This window comes from Candidatus Neomarinimicrobiota bacterium (genome assembly GCA_016784545.1).
In the GTDB taxonomy this organism is placed as follows: domain Bacteria; phylum Fidelibacterota; class UBA8477; order UBA8477; family JABMPR01; genus JABMPR01.
In genome coordinates this window covers 1-20,283 of the sequence record JADHUM010000028.1, presented here as the reverse complement: position 1 = coordinate 20,283, position 20,283 = coordinate 1, and the positions used below count along the sequence as shown (strand labels likewise).

Genomic DNA, 20,283 nt, shown 5'->3' with positions numbered 1-20,283 from the left:
CTAATATAGACGGCACACCATGGATGTGAACAGGATTAGCCACGATTTGATCCTTTCCCAGTTGCTTTCGCCATCCTATCATATCACGAATTTTTTGAATAAGGAAAAAGTATGAATTTTGGTATAAAAAATAAGGTGGCCCTGGTTCAAGGCGCTTCAACTGGACTGGGATATGCTGCAGCTCTGGAACTGGCCCGCGAGGGTTGTCGACTGGCTATTTGCTCTAGAGATGAAAAACGAATTCAAACTGCCGCTGAATCTATGAGCAAAATCACTGGTGCCACTGTCCAGGGGTTTGCCTGTGATGTGGTAGATCCAGAGGCACGCCGGGCGATGCTGGATGAGATCGAGGGAAACTGGGGTTCCATAGATATCCTGGTGGCCAACAATGGTGGTCCTTCAGCTGGATTTTATGATAGTCTAAGTGAGGATCAGTGGGCCAAGGCCTTACTGGGAAATTTGATTGCCATGAAAGACTCCGCTCAGGAAGTTCTGGGTGGTATGCGTAAAAACGGATGGGGCCGGATTGTTTTTATTACCTCGGTTTCCGTAAAACAGCCCATCGACTCACTCATCCTTTCTAATACAGCTCGCGCTGGATTGACTGGATATGCCAAAACACTTTCGGCCCAGGTTGCAGAGCATGGTATTACAGTGAATATGGTACTGCCTGGTATCCATGATACTGAAAGGGTAAAACAATTGCATAGTAATCTTGCAGATCCAGCCCTCATCGCCAGGGATATTCCCATGAAGCGTCTGGGACAACCCGAAGAGCTGGCAGCAGTGATTACCTTTCTATCCTCTGCTAGAGCCAGTTATCTCACAGGACAGTCCATTGTGGTGGATGGTGGTCTGGTAAAGGGTCTCTTCTAACTTGTCAAAATCTGCGCTTAAAGAACGCTTCTACGCAAGGGGGCTGCATTTTGAATGCACGGGTTGTGGCGCCTGCTGCAAGCTGGGAGGTGGCTTTGTCTACCCCACACTGGAGGATGTAGGCTTTGCCGCCAAACATCTTGATCTCAGTATCAATAAATTTACATCAACTTATATGGAACTCCATGAAGGTCAGTATGTGTTCAAGAACGATGAAGACAACTGCATCTTTTATGGAGAGAAGGGCTGCACTATCTATGAAGCACGCCCCACACAATGCAGGACCTTCCCCTTCTGGAAGGCTAATCTGAGATCACAATACCGCTGGAAATTGATTGAAGAAGAGTGCGAAGGCATAGGGCGGGGTCGATTGTTTGATTTTGTTGAAATTGAAGCCATCAAGAATCAAACGAGTCAGACGCCTGCTGGTCCCCTGCCAGAGGATGTAATCGATAAAGTCGAGAATTAATATTGAGCCCCCAGGGGCTTACCTGATCTGTCCTATCGTAGTAAAACCATTTTAATTGTTGCCTGATAGTCCTCTGTCTTGATAACCCCAAGGTAAACGCCGGTGGAAACCAGCTCACCGCCTGCATTGGTGCCATCCCAGAATAATTTGTGTTCTCCTCTGGCCTGTCTTGCCAAGGACCAGCTTTTTACCATGCGGCCCCTGATATCGAATATTTCAAATTCAACATCCATAAGCTCAGGCAGTGTGTAGGCGATGCTCGTGAGAGGATTGAATGGGTTTGGATAGTTTTGTTTTAACGAAAAAGTTGCCGGGTTCAAATCTGATTCCTTGATGCCAACCAGAGTCGGGTCGTTATGGAATAAGATATCATCGATCATCCAGCGCATAAATCCATAGTTTGGATGTGCCACAAAGCGGATACTCACATCAGTTGCATCCAGGAAGGGCGATAGATCGTAGGAATAGGTCGCTGGTGGAATGGTGCCATAAAGAGAATCCACAGTGTGATAGACCCCGTCAGCCCGTATCTGAATCAAGCCATAGTTAGTAGAATCTCGAAAGCTACCAACCATGGGGATATTGAACCAGGCTGCATCGAAGGGCGTGAGATCAAGCTCACGAATCATCTGCATGGTATCTGCAGATACATCAGACGCGTTCACTGCCAGCAGGATGACATGAAGCCAGTTATCTGCTCCATTTATAAATTCAGACAGTATGGCATTCTCAAAGGGTTGCCAATCCACGATTTCGAACAAATTACTAATGCGATCAAAGTCAGCCACCGTTTCATGATTTTGGGCCACAAAGGAATGGATCTCTGAATTTCCGGCATTGTTCCCAAGACTGCCATCCAGAGCGGTAACCCAATATTTAACTGTATCGCCCTCTTGAGACACCACATCTGCCAACTCACCGAGATAGACCTGATTTAACTGCCAGTCCACTTCATTCGAATCGATTGCAACCATGGGAGCCGTCATAATATCACTGCCACCGATGGTCCAATTCAGCCAGACGTCTTCAACATCAAAGCGTTGGTCGTATACGGTATCAATCTGCACTGATTTGGTGAATGGCAACAGATAGTGGACATCATTGTGTTCCTGCAATCCAGCGACTACTGGTGCTTCGTGATCAGGTCCAAACGTAAACAACATACTATTGTTAGGGGCACCTGAGGGCCAAAAGTCCGGATCACTCACACCATCATCATGAAATATATAGTAAAACGCAGTAACTGTTCCCATTGCAAAAGATTCTGGAATTTCAGCCTGATATATGTTGTCCCCAACAGATTCCAGGACATAGGTAGCAAGACCAACCTCTGTTATAAAGTTAATGTACTTGCTACCCGACCATCGGTTTTGGCTATCCAGAATCTCAAACTGAAAAGTGAAGGGTCCCGAGCTTTCTGTATTGTGGGGAATGTCAATTTCTGAAACCTGAACAATACTCTCTATTTCGGTAAACTGTGAGTTGTAGACATCCCTAACTGTTTCAACATCGTCAAATAAAGCTGCCAGGGCAGCTATTGGACCCATACCTGGAGAAATCACACAAGCCGCAACCAGTTGTTGAGACGCTCCTGGGGCAAGACTAATAGAGCCAGTGGATAGAACCCCCCGCCAATCACGGGGATATGTGTCGTTTACTGCCAACCATCCTGACCCATCCACTGGATTCCCGGAATACATGAATGGTTCTGGTGTATTATTGGATGGGTTTACATAGAGATTCCCCTCTTGATTACGACCCTGCATCGCCAGAAATGCTTCTCCGGCGGTCTCAGGATCTGGACATTCAACGGCGCAAAATGGAATAAAAGCCGAGGTGTGCAGGTTCTTATAGTCTGGAACGAGTTCACCTGAAACCCAGGCTGTGTCTCCAACGGAAGGCACGATGGGTCCTTGAAGGAGGGAAAAGCCCACTGCCGGTGGGAACATTCCATAGTCCTCATCTGGCAATTCTCCAACATAATGATAACTCAGATCAAGATCGGGGGCACAGCCAGGGTAGTCGTTATTGGCGTCACCCAGATCAATATCCTGCCAGATACCTAAAAACACAGAATCCAGCTGGTTCGTCCCTGCATTCTTGATGTTCCATTCAATAAACATGGTGTTTTCCAAGGGACCTGGTCCTTCAAAACCGTAGATAGCGCTGGTGACTTCAACATCCAGGGGTTGGGTACTCCATAGATGGGAGTGTCTCTCTGCATTACCGTCATTGAATACGGTCCAAAAATAAAGATCACCCTTAACATCCGGGCGATCAATGGCTGGATCATATACACCATCTTCGTTCACATCAATCCAGGGTGCCCCCTGATCAATGGGCCAGATATCCCAATCAGGATTGGATCGACCATCCGCAGTCTGAATTTTGTATATTCTGTTCTCTGGTAATTCAGGATCAGAGCCCCAGGGTCCTGGGAGAGACTCAGTGGTGAATTCGGCCGATGCACTGCGAATATCATCTGCACCATTCACGCGACCAGCAACAACCCAAAGACCTGCAGCAAATACAGGACTATCACCACTGCCTGCAGGCCATTCCATCCCTGCAGCGGGACCATGGGAGGTAATCCGACCCGTATTGTCCCACAAATTATTAATCTGATTGCCATCCCAGAGTTGATTCTCCTCAATGGCATAACCCAAATTGAATAAAAACAATAGACTAAAAAATATTTTTGATTTCATATCCCCTCCAAAATTAGGGGTGAATATATGTAATCCCTATCTATTTAACAAGTAGTTGCCTCTTAGCATCTAGTTGCCTCTAATCAAGCTTTGCAGGCGACGACGATATCTCTTTTGATGGATTGATCAACACGGTGGGTGAATTGATCATAGGGATCTGAGTCCTGGACGTGAAAGCCCCTGGCATTGAGGAGTTGTACGAAGTCTTCGCGGGACCAGACAAACTTGTTCCAGGCTAACACCAGACACCCCCCTGTTTTCAATATCTTGTGAAATTCAGGCAAACAGGCTTCCATGAGTTCCGCGGGACTGCGAGTGGGTGAGTTATGTTTCTTCTGGCTTTTATTTCCATGGGAGATACCATAGGGTAAATCACCGATGATGAGATGGAATTTTTCGGCCTTGAAGTAACGCCTTGAATGGATGGCATTGCCGGCGATGAGGGCCAGATGTTTTCTGGAGCTCTCGGTCTTGAATTCCTGCTTATCCCGAGCATATTCAAATAATTGAATGGAAGCTTCACTTCCAGTACTGCTGGAATACATGGCGTGTTTGCTTAAGGAGTGCTTGTATTTTTCCTGTTCCAGAAATTTCTTAAAAAAGATGGTGGCCTCATGGACCATTTTGCGCTCTGATTCAATCCCCGTCACATCAAATCCCCGAATGGCTCCCTCAAAGAGAGTGGTTCCCTTGCCTGAGACAGGATCCAGCAGCTGAATGGCATCATCCAGCCCAAAATCACTTGAGACCAAGCCCACATTGACCATCATCCTTGTAAATATTTCGTTGGTCTTCCCTGAATACTTGAGCAGCATGGAAATCTTGGGATCCGCATGGGAATGGGGTGTCAACTCTACTGGGTGAAGAGCTGAATCTGTGGTGTCCGCTGACTGTTGATAAAGTGCTAAGACAAAGGAGAGATTCGAGAGCCACTTTAACTCAGTCTCACTTAAGATTTGCCCTACTGTAAAGGACAGATAATTAATGCCTGCAATATTTATGGATTCAATGTGGTCACAGGGCTGGTCAAACCGTTTTGATGTCAGGGTGAGCTCAGCCAGGGCCAGTTTTTCGGATTCCAGATAGTATACTCTGTTATGACCGGGGTTTCGCAGGAGCAGGTATCGGAGCATTTGAAGTTTCAGCTTCTAGGAGGTTTCAGATTCAGATTGTTTAAACAATTCAGCATAGCGACGCACGGGTTGTTCCAGCTCATGCATCCCAAAATGGCGACTGAGTCTACCTATCTCGCGCCCATCTGCCATCAGTAAAAGCGTGGGGACGGCAAAGATGAGATTTTGGCCGGCAATTTCCATGGAATCTTCAGTCTTTATATATTGAAAATGCCAGGGTGGTTCTTCCTCCAGGAGTGCTTTCACTCGGGGTTTCAGTACCTTACATACATTGCATGTAGGAGTTGAAAAATAGAGCAATGTGAGGGGATGCTCATCCAGAACGGTCTGGAGCTCAGCTAAAGTCATTGCGAAACGCTACTCACGAATTTCCAGTAATTCTACATCGAATATGAGCGTGGCATTGGGGGGAATGACGCCACCGGCGCCCTGGGCACCATAACCCAGATCAGATGGAATAATTAAACGCCTTTTTCCACCAACTTTCATTGATAGGACGCCTTCATCCCAACCCTGAATAACTCTGCCAACACCAATGGTAAAACTGAAAGGCTTGTTGCGATCGACTGAGCTGTCAAATTTTGTCCCATCCTCCAGAGTACCAGTATAATGCACCACCACTCCCTGACCACTTAAGGGGGAGTTACCGGTTCCAATTACTTCTTCAATATATTTCAGACCACTTGAAGTGGTGATTGCTTCACTCATGATGTTTCCTTTTTTTTGTGACGAGAATTTAGAGCTGGGACGGGTTAAATCGTTACAACTTCTTTGTAAAGTTTTAGATCGAACGAAAAGGTACTGCCAATATCCAGGCGACTTTTGACTTCCAGGTTGGTGTCATGGAGCTTGAGAATGTGCTGGCAGATATGTAAACCCAGACCAGTGCCCTTGACAGTCTTTTGCAATTGCTGCTTGGAACGGTAAAAGCTTTCAAAAATCTTACTGATATCCCCTTCTGCGATACCGATACCAGTATCCTCGATGCGAAAGGAGAGAATCTCATTGGATTTCACCTCCGTCGTGATTCGGATGGTATCTCCCGGGGATGAAAATTTAATAGCATTGCTCAAGAGGTTGCGGATGACCTGACGAATTCGAAGGGGGTCAGCATTCACCGTCTGGATCGTATCTGGAAAATCCCTTTCAACGGTGATCTTTGATTGTTCCAGCAACAGGGCATAACTCTGGAGTACATCTTCCACCAGCTCAACCATGGGGAAAGGTTCTGCATTGATTCGCATCTGACCTGTTTCAAGTATGGCCACATCAAACATATCATCAATGAGGGCACTCATATGTCGAACCTGGGAATAAACGGTGGCCAATTTCAGGCTGAGATCTTCTTCGCTCATCTTTTCACGGTGCTCAACCAGGGTTTCAATAGTACCCTGCATGACGGTGAGGGGAGTCTGCAGTTCATGACTCACAGAAGCCAATAATTCTGTTCTCATCTTCTCTTTGCGACCCAATTCATCAAACATGGTATCGATGCGTTCCATCATATCGCCAATATGCATGGCGACATGACCAATTTCATCGCTTGCCTCGTCCTTGAGGACAAAGCGCGTATCACCTGCCCGATAATTTTGAACTGCCTGAGCCACATGCTGGACACGCCTAGTAAGAAAATACCAGAACAGTATGCCAGCAAATACTGCGACAATGATACTGAATAAAATAGTACGCGTCAGAATTAAGCCATATTCTTCCCACCAACTCACAATTACATCTTCACCACCCTCAACCATGGTCACCAGGACGTAGCCTGTTGGATCTTCAGGGGAACCAAGCGGCGCAGCTGCGAAAACGAAATCAAGATCTGTGGCTGTTGGAATGGCTATTTCAATGGGATAGTCGCTGGTATCAGCTTGAATAAAAGCCTGGATGGTCTCAATTGAAACATGGTCGTTGATGAGCTCAGATGGCACATAGCTTCCATGCTCCAGGATTTCACCATCAGGATCAACCAGGAATAATTCCATTCCGGGATAGTACTGAGCAAGCGAATCAAAAAAAACCGACATGTCTATGATATCGGTTTCTGGGTCTTCTATTTCCTCGGTAATTTCTAGAGCTGTATGGCGATAGGTTGTCTGGATATCAATTTCCAGATCATTCATGATATCAGCCTGATTCCATAGGACCAACAGTACCCCATTCAGAATAAAGAAGGCTATAAGCGCAAGGGAGACCTTAAAGGTCAGGGTGCGATATAGAGGGATATGTCTGAATTGGACCATGGAAGAAACCTGCTAGACACCTATCTCGTCAGAAAATTTATAGCCTACGCCCCAGACTGTGAGGACGTATTCAGGATTGTTGGGATTCTTCTCAATTTTGGACCTGAGACGATTGACGTGTGTGTTCACCGTGTTCTCGTAGCCCTCAAAAGAGTAATCCCAGACAATATCCAGGAGTTGCTTGCGACTATATACACGCCCCGGCTGACGGATCAGCAGCGTAAGCAGGTTGAACTCTGTGGCCGTTAATTGAATCTCCTTGCCACGAATGGAAACAGCCCGTTTTTCCAGGTCTATTTCCAGCTCTCCCTTGCTGATCTTGCGCTCCGTGCCTTCTTCATCCATAACATTGGATGCAGCACGACGCATGACTGCATTGATTCGGGCAACCAATTCCTTGATGCTGAAGGGCTTGGTGATGTAGTCATCACAGCCTGCTTCCAGAGCAGCGACCTTATCCAATTCATCATGACGTGCTGTGAGCATAATGACAGGGGTGTGTACATTGTCTGCATGCAAAGCTTTCACAACTTCAATGCCTGAAATTTCAGGGAGCATCCAATCCATAAGAATAAGACCATAGTCTCCTTGACGTGCTTTTTCGAGACCACTATCACCGTCTTTAGAGATAGTGAGCTCAAACCCTTCGTAGCGCAGACCTTCCTTTAAAAGGCTGATGATTTCAGCATCATCTTCAACGAGTAAAAGGTTCTTATTCATGAGTTATCCCCTGATCTTCTCCAGCGCTTAGCGCAGATAGGTCAGCTTTACCATTTGATTGGCATCAGCGGTGGTGATTCTGGCGAAATAAATCCCAGAACTTACCAAACGATGCTGCTGATCCAGGCCATTCCATGTGAAGACATGTTGACCAGCCTGAAGCTGACTTGTTGAATAATTCACTTCCTGTCCCAGCGCATTATAGATGTGTATAGACACCTCTTCTGCTGCAGGAAGATTATAGCTGATATTAACCGTTGGATTAAATGGGTTGGGATAAACCGATGTAATCTCAAAACTTTCAGGTATAATCGTGGTACCTGATTTCATCATCACACCAGCAGCACCAGCTACCTGTGGGTGGGAAATTTCAAACCGAGTATCCTGAGTTTTGAGGATCTCAACTTCCCGAGGTGCTTCTCCGGTCCAATAACCCAAAACTTTGAGTCCATCGTCTGATTCCCTTGAAGTAACCGTCAGACCAGGATAATTCATGATACTAGGCTGAGTGGTAGATTGCAGCGTGAAGCTAAAAGCTTCTGCAGGCTCTGAGGCACGCAGAATGAGACTACCATCTTCGATAATGAAATCAGCCTGGGCTTCAGTCTGGCTTATGCGAGCTAGACTAACACCCATGATCTCATCAACCAACAGGACCACGTCACTGACGTTAATCAGTGAATCAAGAGACTTGTCAGCCGCCCAGAATTCACATTCGCCAAATTCACCGTTACCCAGCATGACATTGATGAGGATTATCAGATCCTGAACACCTCGGTATCCGTCATTATTGATATCTCCTCTACCCCAGCCTGGGCAAGGCAGAATGGCGTCTGTTCTGGTGGTAAAGAAAAGAGCGGATTCATCGGTCAAGACATGAGCTGTTTCTGCCCACATATTGTTGAAGGTATACTGCATCCCTAACTGGCCAGTGTGGTCTTCAAGACCTGTGGTGGAATACTGACCATGGACTGAACTACCCCAACCGACACCGACATCATTGTCATTATTATAGGTGTGATATTGAATCTTAATATCGCCATTACCATCCGTACTGCCGTAATAATCGGCATCATACAGGATAATCTCAAATTTTTGAGTTGAACCACTATAGGCTCCCTGCATGTTGTGATACTCGATGATAAAGATATGTTCGGAGACGTTGGAGTAAGTATATACATCACCACTTCCCATAACCAGATCATCCCAGAAGGCGGCAATCATGGGGTTGGGCCCCAAGGGACCAGGCACTGGATAATTTCTAAAGAGAGCGGTTTCACTGGCACCCAGGGCGATATATCCGTTGGAACAGATAGAAACCTGGTTGTAATCCTCACCATAGAATCCGAAATCAAAGGGCAGGTTTACAGTAACGATGTCTTCCTGATTACTTCCATTGTCATTGAGGGGAACCAGAGTTCCAGTGTATGAGCCCATCCCGGGAACGATTTCAATCCAATTGTACTGGGGTGCCAGAGCGTAGGCTAGATCCTGACTATCGTAGCAGAAATAGCCACCAGCATCGGGACCAGTTGGGTCACCCATTCCTGGGGTTCCAATGGGCAGAAGCAGTGAGACTATTTCTACAAATCCATTGTCATCAGTAAATTCTACCTGAAGGGGAATTTGAACACCCACAGTTACCTGGGTGTTAATATTTATCTCAAAACTGGAAGCACTATTGCTGGTCTCAGAACCTGGCTCAACGTCAGAAAAGACAGCCACCGAATCAAGAATCTCTATATTGGGGTCAGAACTATGCAGCGTTGCAGTCAAATTGCTGCTTCCCAGGGTACCAATATTATCAGCAAAGAGCACCAGGTTGGTTACCTCACCAGGATCAAATGAATATGGTGGGAAGCCTGGTTCTGCCAGGGTATGAACCTGCAAATAGGGAGCATAGACATCAAATCTTCGATGGTCAGTATACGAGGTGCCATCTGCAGTTACCTGAATGGCAACATCATATTTAGCCATCCCGGGATAGTCCGCTGGCAGGGAAAAGGTTTGATCATTCAGGACCACACTGGCACCTGCAGCCAGAGTAGCATAGAAATAATCGACAGGGGGAGCATTCTCACCAGCAACTGTTAAAAACACATTTGAAATGCTGGCAGCAGAATGGTTTGAGAAAGTTAGGTCAAACTGAGCGGTTTCACCCGGATTGAGCATGCCATCACTGTTACCAACGGTTTCATTGAGGGTCGCTGCATCAATCAAAATGGCGAAATTGTCATCACCTACTGTAATGTCCATCTGTTCAGGTTTAAAATTATGTTTTGTGGCAGTCAAAGTCATGCTGGCTGGGAGCGCTGCGGGCAGATCAAGGACAACTGAACCATCTGCATCAGTATACCCGGATACGAACACGCCACTTCCTGTGACTGTCACCCAGGCGCCTTCAATGGCATTGTTGGTTGCATCAAGGATAGCAATGTCCAGATATTGGGCATCAGCTGGAATTTCATCAGGGGCTTCCATGGCGATGATTTGTGGGACACCAGTCCACAATTCAGTTGAAGGATCACCCATGAGGTTATTCCAGTGACTAAAGATTTTTACGTAATCACTGGTGGTTGAAGGATAGGTCTGATTGAGACTTATACGACCGCGTTCAACTGCAACTCCGGCATAATACAGCTCGTCGCTAAAGATACCGTGATAGATACCCACCGATACGCAGTTGTTATAAAGGGTGTGGGTTCCTGATGTAGCTGTACCAACAGCGCCAATGGCACCCTTGGGTACAGAAGTGGTTCCAACCCTTAGAAATTGCTCTGAACGAGAATCGCCAGTAAAGCCGCCCGTTCCGCATGTCAAAATAGTTACGAAGGGTAAATTTGATCCATTGGTAAGGGCTGACGTATTGGTATTTCCCCAGCCACTCATTCCCAACCATCCACGGTAGTTAAAGTAGGAAACGCCGGCATTGATTCCAGACGCAATCTGGCTCACAAAAGAACCACCATAGACCTCAAAATTGTCCTGGTAGCCATTGGCTTCCATATACTCGTTGATGTTTCTATTGGTCATAATTGTGGAGAGTCCAGATGAGGCCTGATCCCCCACCAGGAGAGCCCGTGTGTACCAGTCCGTATCAAAACTAGGGGGATTCTTTTCATAATTCAGAATTTTACTGATGATATTGCTAAATTCGCTGGCTGAAGCGAAAGGGAGTCTACCGATAAAGGCGTCGGCTATATAATCTGAACCGGCGAGATGAACATAAGGAAGGTCTCCCTCACCGTTATAATTTGAGAAATTCTCTATCCAGGTTGGAATATTAAAAGTACCACCTGCATCACCCACCAACACGACAAACTCAGGAGGATTGATCCAGGTATCGTAGGCATTCTGTATGTAATTCTTGATGGAGGAGTTGGAAGAACCCGTTTGCAAAGTACTGGCGCTGTGTACTTCAAAACCCTTTTCATGTCTCCAATCCAAGAGTGCCTGAAGATAGGTGGTCACAGTTGTATTTTCGGTATGAATAAAAAGAATAGATGGTATTTGGTAGTTGGGTTCCAGAACCAGGGTTGAATTTGGAACGAGATTCTCATAAATAGGTTCAAAAAATCTAGAGATGGGTCGCTCTGGTGCCACAAGTGGTTCGCTGTGATTCACATTAACTTCCAACCCCTCATAAATACGCAATTCTCTGGTAACGGGATTGTACTGGAAGGGACTTACTTCCACAGTAACCAAAGTCAGGTCGCGCATTTGGATACGTTCATGGAGAATAACAGGTGATGGAGGAAACCAGGCGTCTTGTTCATAGATATCCTGATCGATGGCAAATCCTTCGGGTCTATTTTGTGCTTCTAATTGTACGGGTTGGAAAGGTGCTAGATTAATATTGGTCTCAACACGCAGTGATGTGTATGAAATTTCTGTCTGGAGATCACCTGTAGCAGGTACAGCCAGGAGTGTTGAGGTGGTAGGAAGATCAGGGGCGCCTATGAGACGAAGCTGCCCTTGCATATCGGTATTCAAAAAATCGTATTCCCCCTGAGCAAAACTAATACTACCGATTGAAAATTCGGGTGTGCTAGCTTCTAAAGTAGAATGGTTTGCATCAAATGACTTAAGACTCAGAAGTGACTTTTCCGAGACAGGATTGGAAGCTGCAAACAGACCCCCGACTACTCCAAACGTAATGATTAAACTCAGGATATTTTTGTACATAATTCACCTTTCTATGGTTTCCCCAATCCAGACAATATACAAGATGGCAACTATGGCTGGTATGCAAGCAATCTAACAATTTGATAAATGCCACAGAGTGTGGAGAGCTCTCGATTCTGGGTACTTTTTGATCCAAGTTCCCACCTGGAAGATTTTGAGATATTTATGAACAGGAGATTCAACCGTCCACAAGTCTCTTCTGGAGACCATTCAAAAACAAAATAGTCCCATTTTGAGGGACTATTTCATGACTAAAACCTTTGGTCTGCATAAATCTTGCTGAGGTAACTAAACCTGTTTTCACTGAGTGCAGCGAATCAAACAGGTTTCAGTCTCTAGGGTCAGATTGAAACCAATTTAATCGTCGCGTTACTCCACTGGAAATTGGTTGGGTGAAATCTATTTCAAAAGGGTGACCTTCTGAATATGGTGTGCACCAGCGCTCTCAATTTTAACAAGGTAAACCCCTGATGAAAACGATTCAGTCCTGAGGGCATATCGATGAGAGCCAGCATTCAAGGATGCCAATTCCTGGCTAAACAATTTTCGACCCAACAAATCGTAGACTTCCAGATTTACCTCACCTGCCTGAAGCAGTGTGAAAGGAATTGTTGTGGTACCATTAAATGGATTTGGAAATGCTGGTCCCACTTCAAATTGAGTTGGTTTTTGGCTCTCACTCTCAACTGAAACCCAGTATAAATCAGGTGGGTTGGTGGTGAAGCGAATGATGCGACCAGCCTCCAGAACAGATGCACCAGGAGCATAGTTCCTGGCATATACATACATTAGGCCATCGTTTTGATCAGGCGACTCTATGCCAACTGTGCTAAAATTATTGGTCTGATCAACATCGTTGACTTCATAGTACTGAAATTCGATGACACCGTTCCCATCATCAGCAACCAACGATCCGCTTGGATCATGCAAAATGAGTTGAAAGGTTTCAAGAAAACTTCGATCACCAAAACCATTCCAGACCTCATGCCATTCAACGATAAACTGCTGATTGGTTTGATCGTGAAAGGTATACAAGTCAATGGGTCGTCCAACCTCCTGACTGTTTATCAGTGTATCATTGTCCAGATCATCCCAGAAGGGTGCCAACATGGCATCTGGTCCCAGGGGCATGGGTATGGACCAGTTACGGAAATAATTGATATAGTCCGCCCCAAAGGCTGCCCATCCGTTGGAGTTAATGGTGAGTATATCGTAATCAGTGTCATAATACCTGAAAGTGAAGGGCAGCGTCACAATTTCATGATCATCATCGCTGAGAGAGTAATGCTGAGCACCACTTTCACTTGAAAGATCTGTCCAACTGTAGGTGGGGAGTTCATCATATTCAGTATCATTATTGTCATAAGCCCAATAGCCATAATTTTGGTTGGGTGGTGTGGGATCGCTGTTGCTTTCTGCACCAATGATCACCATGAACTGCCGGTGATAGAATGGATCGCTCTGTCCATCCAGACGAAAATCAAAACTTAGTGGCAATCGACTTCCGTGGGCCACCTCGCTTAAGGAGCCTGTGAAACTGTTATCGGAGAAAGTCAAACTTCCCTCTGCATCAATGGTGGCAGTACCCGTCACATCCCCAAGGGTTGCAAATTCTGCGGCACTGGTCAAGGTGACATGCAGGGTTGATCCCGCTGCATCCAGGCCCTGAAAGCTTCCGTTTAAGCTCAAGCTAAATGCCGCACCTGGAAGCGGCCTGATGTGACCATCAAAACTGATTGACAATTCTGGGGAAACAACACTCACTGGAATTGCCAGAGGTGAAGTAACGCCAGCAATTTCAACATTTATGACTATCTCCCGATCAATGAGCTGTATCAGGGGTGCTGAAGTTGCAGCGGCACTTATGGTTCCACCAGCTGCGATTGAATAATCTCCCAACGTTTCTGAATAGATCCCGTCGGGAGAGCTGAGATTAAGCGAAACAGAGACAGATGCTGACCCGTAATTATGGAACTGTGGTGTCCATTGAGTCATGCCGACGTGGACATTTTCCTGCATTCCGGCAAAGGCAACACCACTACCGGCCACAGGGACTACTTCAACAGTGACAGGCGTGTGCCCGGGGCTGTTCAAGGTAATTTCAAGAGGCTCTCCAGAATGATCAGCGGTATAAAATGAGCTCCCATCAAAACGATAAATTCTAATATGCCCATCTGTCCATCTGCCTGAGCCAATGAGTGCATTATTCTGCCTTAAGGAAAAGACGCCTTCCTGCAAATCAGATCGGTTTAGTGTGATGAGTCCATCATCCCAGCACACTTCTCCAAAAGCAGCAGCATCAAGGGTGATGGGTTCAGGGTTCAATAACCAGACCGGCAAACTTGGATCTCCCATGACATTGTAGGTGTGGTAGTAGAATTCTGCCATTTCACCAGGACCTAATTCGTTGACGAATTCATCCAGAAAACCAAATTTTGAGGCAACCAGAGCGGGTCCCAATTCATCGACATGCCCCTCCATGAGGGCGTCCCATAGTTTTGAATTCAGAGCATTGTTAAATTTTGTACGTGTATGTAAATCAGAAGGTGCCACAACGGCGACTGCTCCCGCTGGAACAGATACACTTCCCTGTGTTAATAAGGCTTCACAGAAAGCAGGATCAATACTGCTATCGAATTTGCCGGTCCCGCAGACAAAGCTGAATACGATGGGTAGTTTGTTCCCATTATTCAGAGCGCCATCATCAAAATCGGACACATGAAAATGAGGAAAATGCCAACCATGGGCGTCTCCCCATCCCCGGTAATTCACAACCCCCACACCCTCATTCCAGGCATCCAGAATTTGCTCCGGTCCAGTCGTAGGTGGAAAGAATACCGTATCCACATCGGAATAGCCATAGTCATAAAATTCATCACGGAGCCAGTATGAGGTCCATACCGGTGTAAGAATAGTTCCTGTATCTGCATAATTTCCTGCAGTGACCAGGGCTCTTTCCAGATAGCCAGACTCAACGTCAGGTGTACGGGAATAATTGATGGTTCTCACAATCACCTTGGCCAACTCCTGGGCAGTATCTACTGGCCAGCGTCCAATGAAGGCCTCTGGGAAGTAATCATCTGGGCCTCCCTCGATCAACACGTATGGTAAATCGGAAACATCATTCTCTGGGCCATAGCTGAAGGCAGGCAAGGCATAAGCATCATCCACATCTCCAATGAGCAGCACATATTCAAGGGCATTCGCAGCATAGAAATCGGCGATAAATTGCCGGATATCTGTGGTGGTGTTGCCCGTTTCTGAAAGTGGCGCCATGGTGACACGGAATCCCTGTTGTTCTTTAAGAACTCTGAACGGCTCCAAATATGGATTCGCCAGGGCTGCATCTGGAGCAATGATGAGGAAATCTCCACGCTGATATGATTCCCAGTTATAGCGTCCCTGAACCGATGGATAATTCTCCATTAGATTCTTAAAAGCCAGGGGGCCTGATGCTGAAAACGCCAGGGTCGCAAGCAGGAGACTGATGAAAATTTTCTGTGATATTCGGTGCATATTTTAGTTCTTTATTTTTTAAGTCGAGCTATAATTTATTCATTAACATTAGTTTACGGGTTACTGATTGTTGTGAATCATCGATACGTATAAAGTATATCCCAGTGCTCACATGATGACCCAGCATATCCTGTCCCTTCCAGACCCAGGAATTGGTTCCGGCTGATCCATCAAGTTTTTCTGAATAGATTTCTCTCCCTCGGATATCAAAAACATTGATGGATACGATATTGGCCTGAGGAATTTCAAACTCGAGACGTGTCGTCGAGTGAAAAGGATTTGGTGAGGCAGAAACAGACATCCCGAATTGGTTTGCTGAAGATTGTGTCTGGCGTTCGCTTATTTCTGGTCCAATGCTCAACAACTCATAGCCGGACAGAAAAATGGATATGGAATCAATCTCCCAGCCCCGGAAACCCACTGTGGAGTCGGTCTTCATTTTAACTTTGAGGCGACCTGTTGCAGGGATTTCACCAGCCATAAAAAATGTCTCGGAATGATTTTCAAAATTCTGGTCAGACCACTGTTTCTGAATGAGTCGTTCTGATTCATCGGCATTCCAGACTTCAACTGAGAGGGTGTCGATGTGCCATTCCACTTCATAGGCATGGACGATATGGATTCCCAGGCGCTTGGCATCTGGTAGACCTGACATATCCAGATCCATGACCATTTCTGATTCCAAACCCACATCATAAAAAAGGTCGGTTTGAGATTTCAATTTCCCGTTTTCCGCAACCCAGTCACCGCCATTTATTTGCCAGGCATATAGATCATCAAAACCTGTGCTGAAAATAGTGGTGGGTGCAGTTGGCAAATCAATTGAAAATGATAATTCCTGCTCGGGACCAAATGGTCTCAGATCATAGGAATGAATCTCAGGAAAATATCCAGGAGTCGACACCTGGATGTTGATGTCATTGCCCTGCCAGATGAAGGAGTGAAGACCAGCACCCATTTCAAGGGTATCGCGGTGAAACTGATCCCAGATAATAACTTCATAGGGATCGGTAAGGACTTCCTGGAGCAGATCGATATGGATGGTATGTTCAGGAGCAGGATCCAGACTGAAATCCAGAATAGTTGGATAACTTTCACTGGTCAGGATGGCGGCCACAGTATCCGATTCAAAGCCTGGTGCAGAGGCAATCACCCGATAGGTCCCCTGGTTAACCAGACGACGATAACGGCCAAAACCATCCGTGATCCGGGGCTGCATCATGAGCCCTTCCAGAGGAGTTAAGCTTCCACCCACATTAAGCTTGGCCAGCTGGATCTGTGCACCTTCAAGTGCAAAGCCATCAGAGGCATCGCTAACGATCCCCCTAATTTGGGATTTGCTCTCCGGAGATCGTCCAAAGGCACGATCCATGAGAAAAAAGAGACCCTCCAGATTGCGGTCCACCGTATCGTTAATAATGTCGACATTGGGCTGTAAATTATTGGTTCCCACTTCAATTAAGAACTGAATGGCACCGGTCTGGGTATAAAACCAGTCATGGGCATTCCCACGCTGGGTTTTACCAGGGGTTACTGCATAATTTCCATCCCTGGATTCGTTGATCACTCGTTGAGATAAGGTGGTGGCCAGCCCGCTCATGATGTCAATATCTGGCGGAAATTTGACTTCATCCCACTCCCAGGAATAATAGATGATTTCTGGTGTACCAGAACGTGCGGAATGATAGGCAACTGAAAGCAGAAACTTCTCCTGCCGGGCCAGATCCGCGATGGCTCTGGTTTCTGACTCAGAAAAGGCTGAGGGACCTCGATAGTAGTCATAGTCATCGACTTCATAGGCATCGCCAAAAATCCAGTTAAAATCATAGTTGCGATTGAAGTCTACACCATCTATATCGTATCCAATTCCTTCTACAAAGTCAAAGACACCATTGCCATTGTTATCCGTCTTATTCTTACGAAAGGTGACATCAAGACCATCATGGACCACTCTCAAGCCCTCAGGATTGTAGCTGGGGACCACCCATACCTCCAGGTTTTGGAGGATCGAGCCTACATGGGAATTCATGGCATCAAAGCCATGGAGGAGGCTATCGACCAGCCCCATGGTAATCTCAACACCGAGAATTTCTTCTGCATGACATTGTCCCAGGAACAGCAATGCCGGCTCATCCTCATCCAGCGTTGGGTTGTCCGATAATTTGATGGCATATATGGGCAGGTCTTCGTTGTTTGATCGACCAATTTCCCGTACATCAAGAATGGCATCATAGGCTGGAATTTGCTGAATCGAGTCCATATAGGCCACGATTTCTTCATAGGTGTGGTATCTGCTATCAATCACCGACTCGCGTAGAAATGATTGGGCATTTACACTCATTGCAGAGAAGAGAAGTAGGATACTCAGAATATTGCGGATGACGTGTGGCATGAATATGATTTCCAGGAGATCTGTGATTATTTGATGAACATTACTTTTTGGGTGTGTAATTGAGTTTCTGAACCTATGGAAACCAGATATACGCCACTACTCAAATCCTGTCCAAATCGATTCTGACCTTCCCAGGTATAAATACGACCGGATTGACTGCCCAGAGATTCATGGAGAATTTCCCGGCCCTTTAGATCATAAATATATAAATCCAGATCAGCACCTCGCAGATTCTCAATTGGAATATTGACGGATCCATTAAATGGATTTGGATAAGCTGAACCGATCTTAAACTCCTGAGCCACAACGACTTCATCAATGGAAACAGGCATCTGACCACTATAGGCCTGGGCGTAAATATTGGTCAATTCAGTTTTCCCAGAGGAACGCATGTCCAGCCAAGCGATGAGATAGGTTAACGAATCAGGATTACTGCCTGTAAAGGGTACGATCTGAGCCTGCTTTTGATTTAATACCGCCGTTGAAAGCGGTACCCCTTCTGCGCCATGACCACGACCATCCGGATGGGAATCGTAGAAGTATATATCTGAATGAATACCATTACGGACATCTTCCCAAGCCACAATATAGCGTGATCCACTAATCGTACGCAAGGCAGGGTCTTTATTTTCTGATTGAAGTGTCGTTATTTGTTCGGCTGCAGTATCGGTGGTGAGATTTTTGACATAGATATCATGTTGAAAACCATCATAATCCTGCCAGGCTGCATAGAGCACAGAACTGTTGTCATCAGCAAAGCTCAATTCCAACTCTGTCTGATCTCCAAACGCATTGCTGATTAATTGTTCTTCGCTCAAGTTACCATCCGTATCAATGATCACGGAAAATAGATCCACACTACTTTCAGCGGCATTGCGAAGATCTTCCCAACCAATTGTAATCTGTTCCTGCTCTGGATCATATGCTGCGACAGCATTTCTCTGAGTACTTCCACTATCTGAACTAAGGACTTCTGACCATACATTGTTGCCATCGGGTGATAGTTTGGACACATAGGAATGGAAACCCGCTGTGGTTTCAGCTTCCCAAACATAGATAACTGTGGAGTCCGCCAGGGCAACAGCGCTCTTTACGGATTTATCGGCGAGCATGTCAGTGGGCGTGATGACTACGCCTCCATCACTCCAGAGTGATGTACCATCAATGGTATATTTCTGGGCATGAACCTGGAGTCCCTGCAAGAAAACATCTTCAGTCCAAAAGTAGTAGAGATAGCCATCTACACTGGTCACCATTTGGGGATTAAACTGACCGATTGGCGTACTTTCATGGCTGGGAATTCCTGCAAGATCCCAGGTTGGGATTAAATCCTCACCCACATGTTGAGTAAAAAGAATTTCCATGCCTGTGGAAGGATTGGTATAAGTTATATACGCACCTCCCTGGTTATCAGGTGCAATGATTGGATCGCTTTGCTGTTCGTTGCCGGAAAGGACCACACCATCCATAGTGAATTGGATAGCGGCACTTTGATCCATGACCTGAGCCATAGCAACAGCTCCAGTACCAGACCAACGATTGTCCTCCCAGAATATCAGCGCATCATTGTCGCCCCAGGTAAGTGTTTGAAATTTGCTGGCATCTCCATCGATGCCAAAAAAGTATTCAGAACCATCGACTTCCCAGGCTTGACTGCCATCCAGGCGAACATGTTGGGCTGTGATACCAATGCTACCCGTTGATGCATTTGACCAAACAACCAGAGCGCCACCATTTCCATCAGGACGCACAAGACCACCACTCTGGATTTTTTTTCCAGAAGTTATAGCCAGACCATCAGCCCCAAAGCCCATGCTGCCATCCAGGTTGACATATTGGATATAGATATCGGATTGTGGGTATCCTCCATTGCGCTCATCCAGCCAGGTCACATAGACACCGCCCTCATCACCCATGGTAAAACGAGGTTGGAGTTGTTTAAGATCAGCCTGAACAACGGGGGTTCCCCCATCTGACCACACAGGGCTACCATTCAAATCTAAAGCTTGTATAAAAATATCTGGATCAGTACTATTATTCC

At 46.1% G+C, this 20,283-nt stretch carries 12 protein-coding genes; 2 read left to right on the top strand and 10 right to left on the bottom strand.

All coding sequences use genetic code 11. The annotated features are described in order from the left end of the window. The first annotated feature begins 111 nt into the window (after positions 1-111). Together ISR87_07920 and ISR87_07915 are read left to right on the top strand one after the other, a co-directional pair. Complete coding sequence (locus tag ISR87_07920; GenBank protein MBL7025371.1) at positions 112-876, top strand: SDR family oxidoreductase; 765 nt, start codon at positions 112-114, stop codon at positions 874-876. A 1-nt stretch (position 877) separates the two neighbouring features. Continuing rightward, entirely contained in the window at positions 878-1,345 is a 468-nt protein-coding gene (locus ISR87_07915) for a YkgJ family cysteine cluster protein (protein MBL7025370.1), read from the top strand. A 32-nt stretch (positions 1,346-1,377) separates the two neighbouring features. Here ISR87_07915 and ISR87_07910 read toward each other — a convergent pair whose 3' ends face one another. The 10 genes from ISR87_07910 to ISR87_07865 form a co-directional block, all read right to left on the bottom strand. Next, positions 1,378-4,053, bottom strand: coding sequence for a hypothetical protein (locus ISR87_07910; GenBank protein ID MBL7025369.1), 2,676 nt, complete (start codon positions 4,051-4,053; stop codon positions 1,378-1,380). 83 nt (positions 4,054-4,136) lie between these two features. Beyond that, positions 4,137-5,186 carry a hypothetical protein gene (locus tag ISR87_07905; GenBank protein MBL7025368.1) on the bottom strand — a complete coding sequence of 350 codons (1,050 nt, stop codon included), beginning with the start codon at positions 5,184-5,186 and terminating at the stop codon, positions 4,137-4,139. Positions 5,187-5,201: 15 nt separating this feature from the next. Next, positions 5,202-5,534 (bottom strand): thioredoxin family protein, encoded by a 333-nt coding sequence (locus ISR87_07900; GenBank protein ID MBL7025367.1) that lies wholly within the window; start codon positions 5,532-5,534, stop codon positions 5,202-5,204. Between the two features lie 9 nt (positions 5,535-5,543). Continuing rightward, positions 5,544-5,894, bottom strand: coding sequence for an FKBP-type peptidyl-prolyl cis-trans isomerase (locus ISR87_07895; GenBank protein MBL7025366.1), 351 nt, complete (start codon positions 5,892-5,894; stop codon positions 5,544-5,546). A 44-nt stretch (positions 5,895-5,938) separates the two neighbouring features. Next, positions 5,939-7,429 carry a HAMP domain-containing histidine kinase gene (locus ISR87_07890; GenBank protein ID MBL7025365.1) on the bottom strand — a complete coding sequence of 497 codons (1,491 nt, stop codon included), beginning with the start codon at positions 7,427-7,429 and terminating at the stop codon, positions 5,939-5,941. 12 nt (positions 7,430-7,441) lie between these two features. Then, positions 7,442-8,149, bottom strand: coding sequence for a response regulator transcription factor (locus tag ISR87_07885; GenBank protein ID MBL7025364.1), 708 nt, complete (start codon positions 8,147-8,149; stop codon positions 7,442-7,444). A 27-nt stretch (positions 8,150-8,176) separates the two neighbouring features. Beyond that, positions 8,177-12,334, bottom strand: coding sequence for a T9SS type A sorting domain-containing protein (locus ISR87_07880; GenBank protein ID MBL7025363.1), 4,158 nt, complete (start codon positions 12,332-12,334; stop codon positions 8,177-8,179). Positions 12,335-12,733: 399 nt separating this feature from the next. Then, the gene (locus ISR87_07875; protein ID MBL7025362.1) at positions 12,734-15,850 is read right to left on the bottom strand and encodes a T9SS type A sorting domain-containing protein; all 3,117 of its coding nucleotides are present in this window, start codon (positions 15,848-15,850) and stop codon (positions 12,734-12,736) included. Between the two features lie 28 nt (positions 15,851-15,878). Then, positions 15,879-18,242 (bottom strand): T9SS type A sorting domain-containing protein, encoded by a 2,364-nt coding sequence (locus ISR87_07870; GenBank protein ID MBL7025361.1) that lies wholly within the window; start codon positions 18,240-18,242, stop codon positions 15,879-15,881. 26 nt (positions 18,243-18,268) lie between these two features. After that, positions 18,269-20,283, bottom strand: a 2,015-nt coding sequence (locus ISR87_07865; protein ID MBL7025360.1) for a T9SS type A sorting domain-containing protein, incomplete at its 5' end; no start/stop codon positions are given.

Coding starts and splice junctions, on each gene's coding strand:
- ISR87_07880 (MBL7025363.1), bottom strand. CDS start 12,334: ATGTACAAAAATATCCTGAGTTTAATCATTACGTTTGGAGTAGTCGGG.
- ISR87_07905 (MBL7025368.1), bottom strand. CDS start 5,186: ATGCTCCGATACCTGCTCCTGCGAAACCCCGGTCATAACAGAGTATAC.
- ISR87_07920 (MBL7025371.1), top strand. CDS start 112: ATGAATTTTGGTATAAAAAATAAGGTGGCCCTGGTTCAAGGCGCTTCA.
- ISR87_07890 (MBL7025365.1), bottom strand. CDS start 7,429: ATGGTCCAATTCAGACATATCCCTCTATATCGCACCCTGACCTTTAAG.
- ISR87_07875 (MBL7025362.1), bottom strand. CDS start 15,850: ATGCACCGAATATCACAGAAAATTTTCATCAGTCTCCTGCTTGCGACC.
- ISR87_07910 (MBL7025369.1), bottom strand. CDS start 4,053: ATGAAATCAAAAATATTTTTTAGTCTATTGTTTTTATTCAATTTGGGT.
- ISR87_07900 (MBL7025367.1), bottom strand. CDS start 5,534: ATGACTTTAGCTGAGCTCCAGACCGTTCTGGATGAGCATCCCCTCACA.
- ISR87_07885 (MBL7025364.1), bottom strand. CDS start 8,149: ATGAATAAGAACCTTTTACTCGTTGAAGATGATGCTGAAATCATCAGC.
- ISR87_07895 (MBL7025366.1), bottom strand. CDS start 5,894: ATGAGTGAAGCAATCACCACTTCAAGTGGTCTGAAATATATTGAAGAA.
- ISR87_07870 (MBL7025361.1), bottom strand. CDS start 18,242: ATGCCACACGTCATCCGCAATATTCTGAGTATCCTACTTCTCTTCTCT.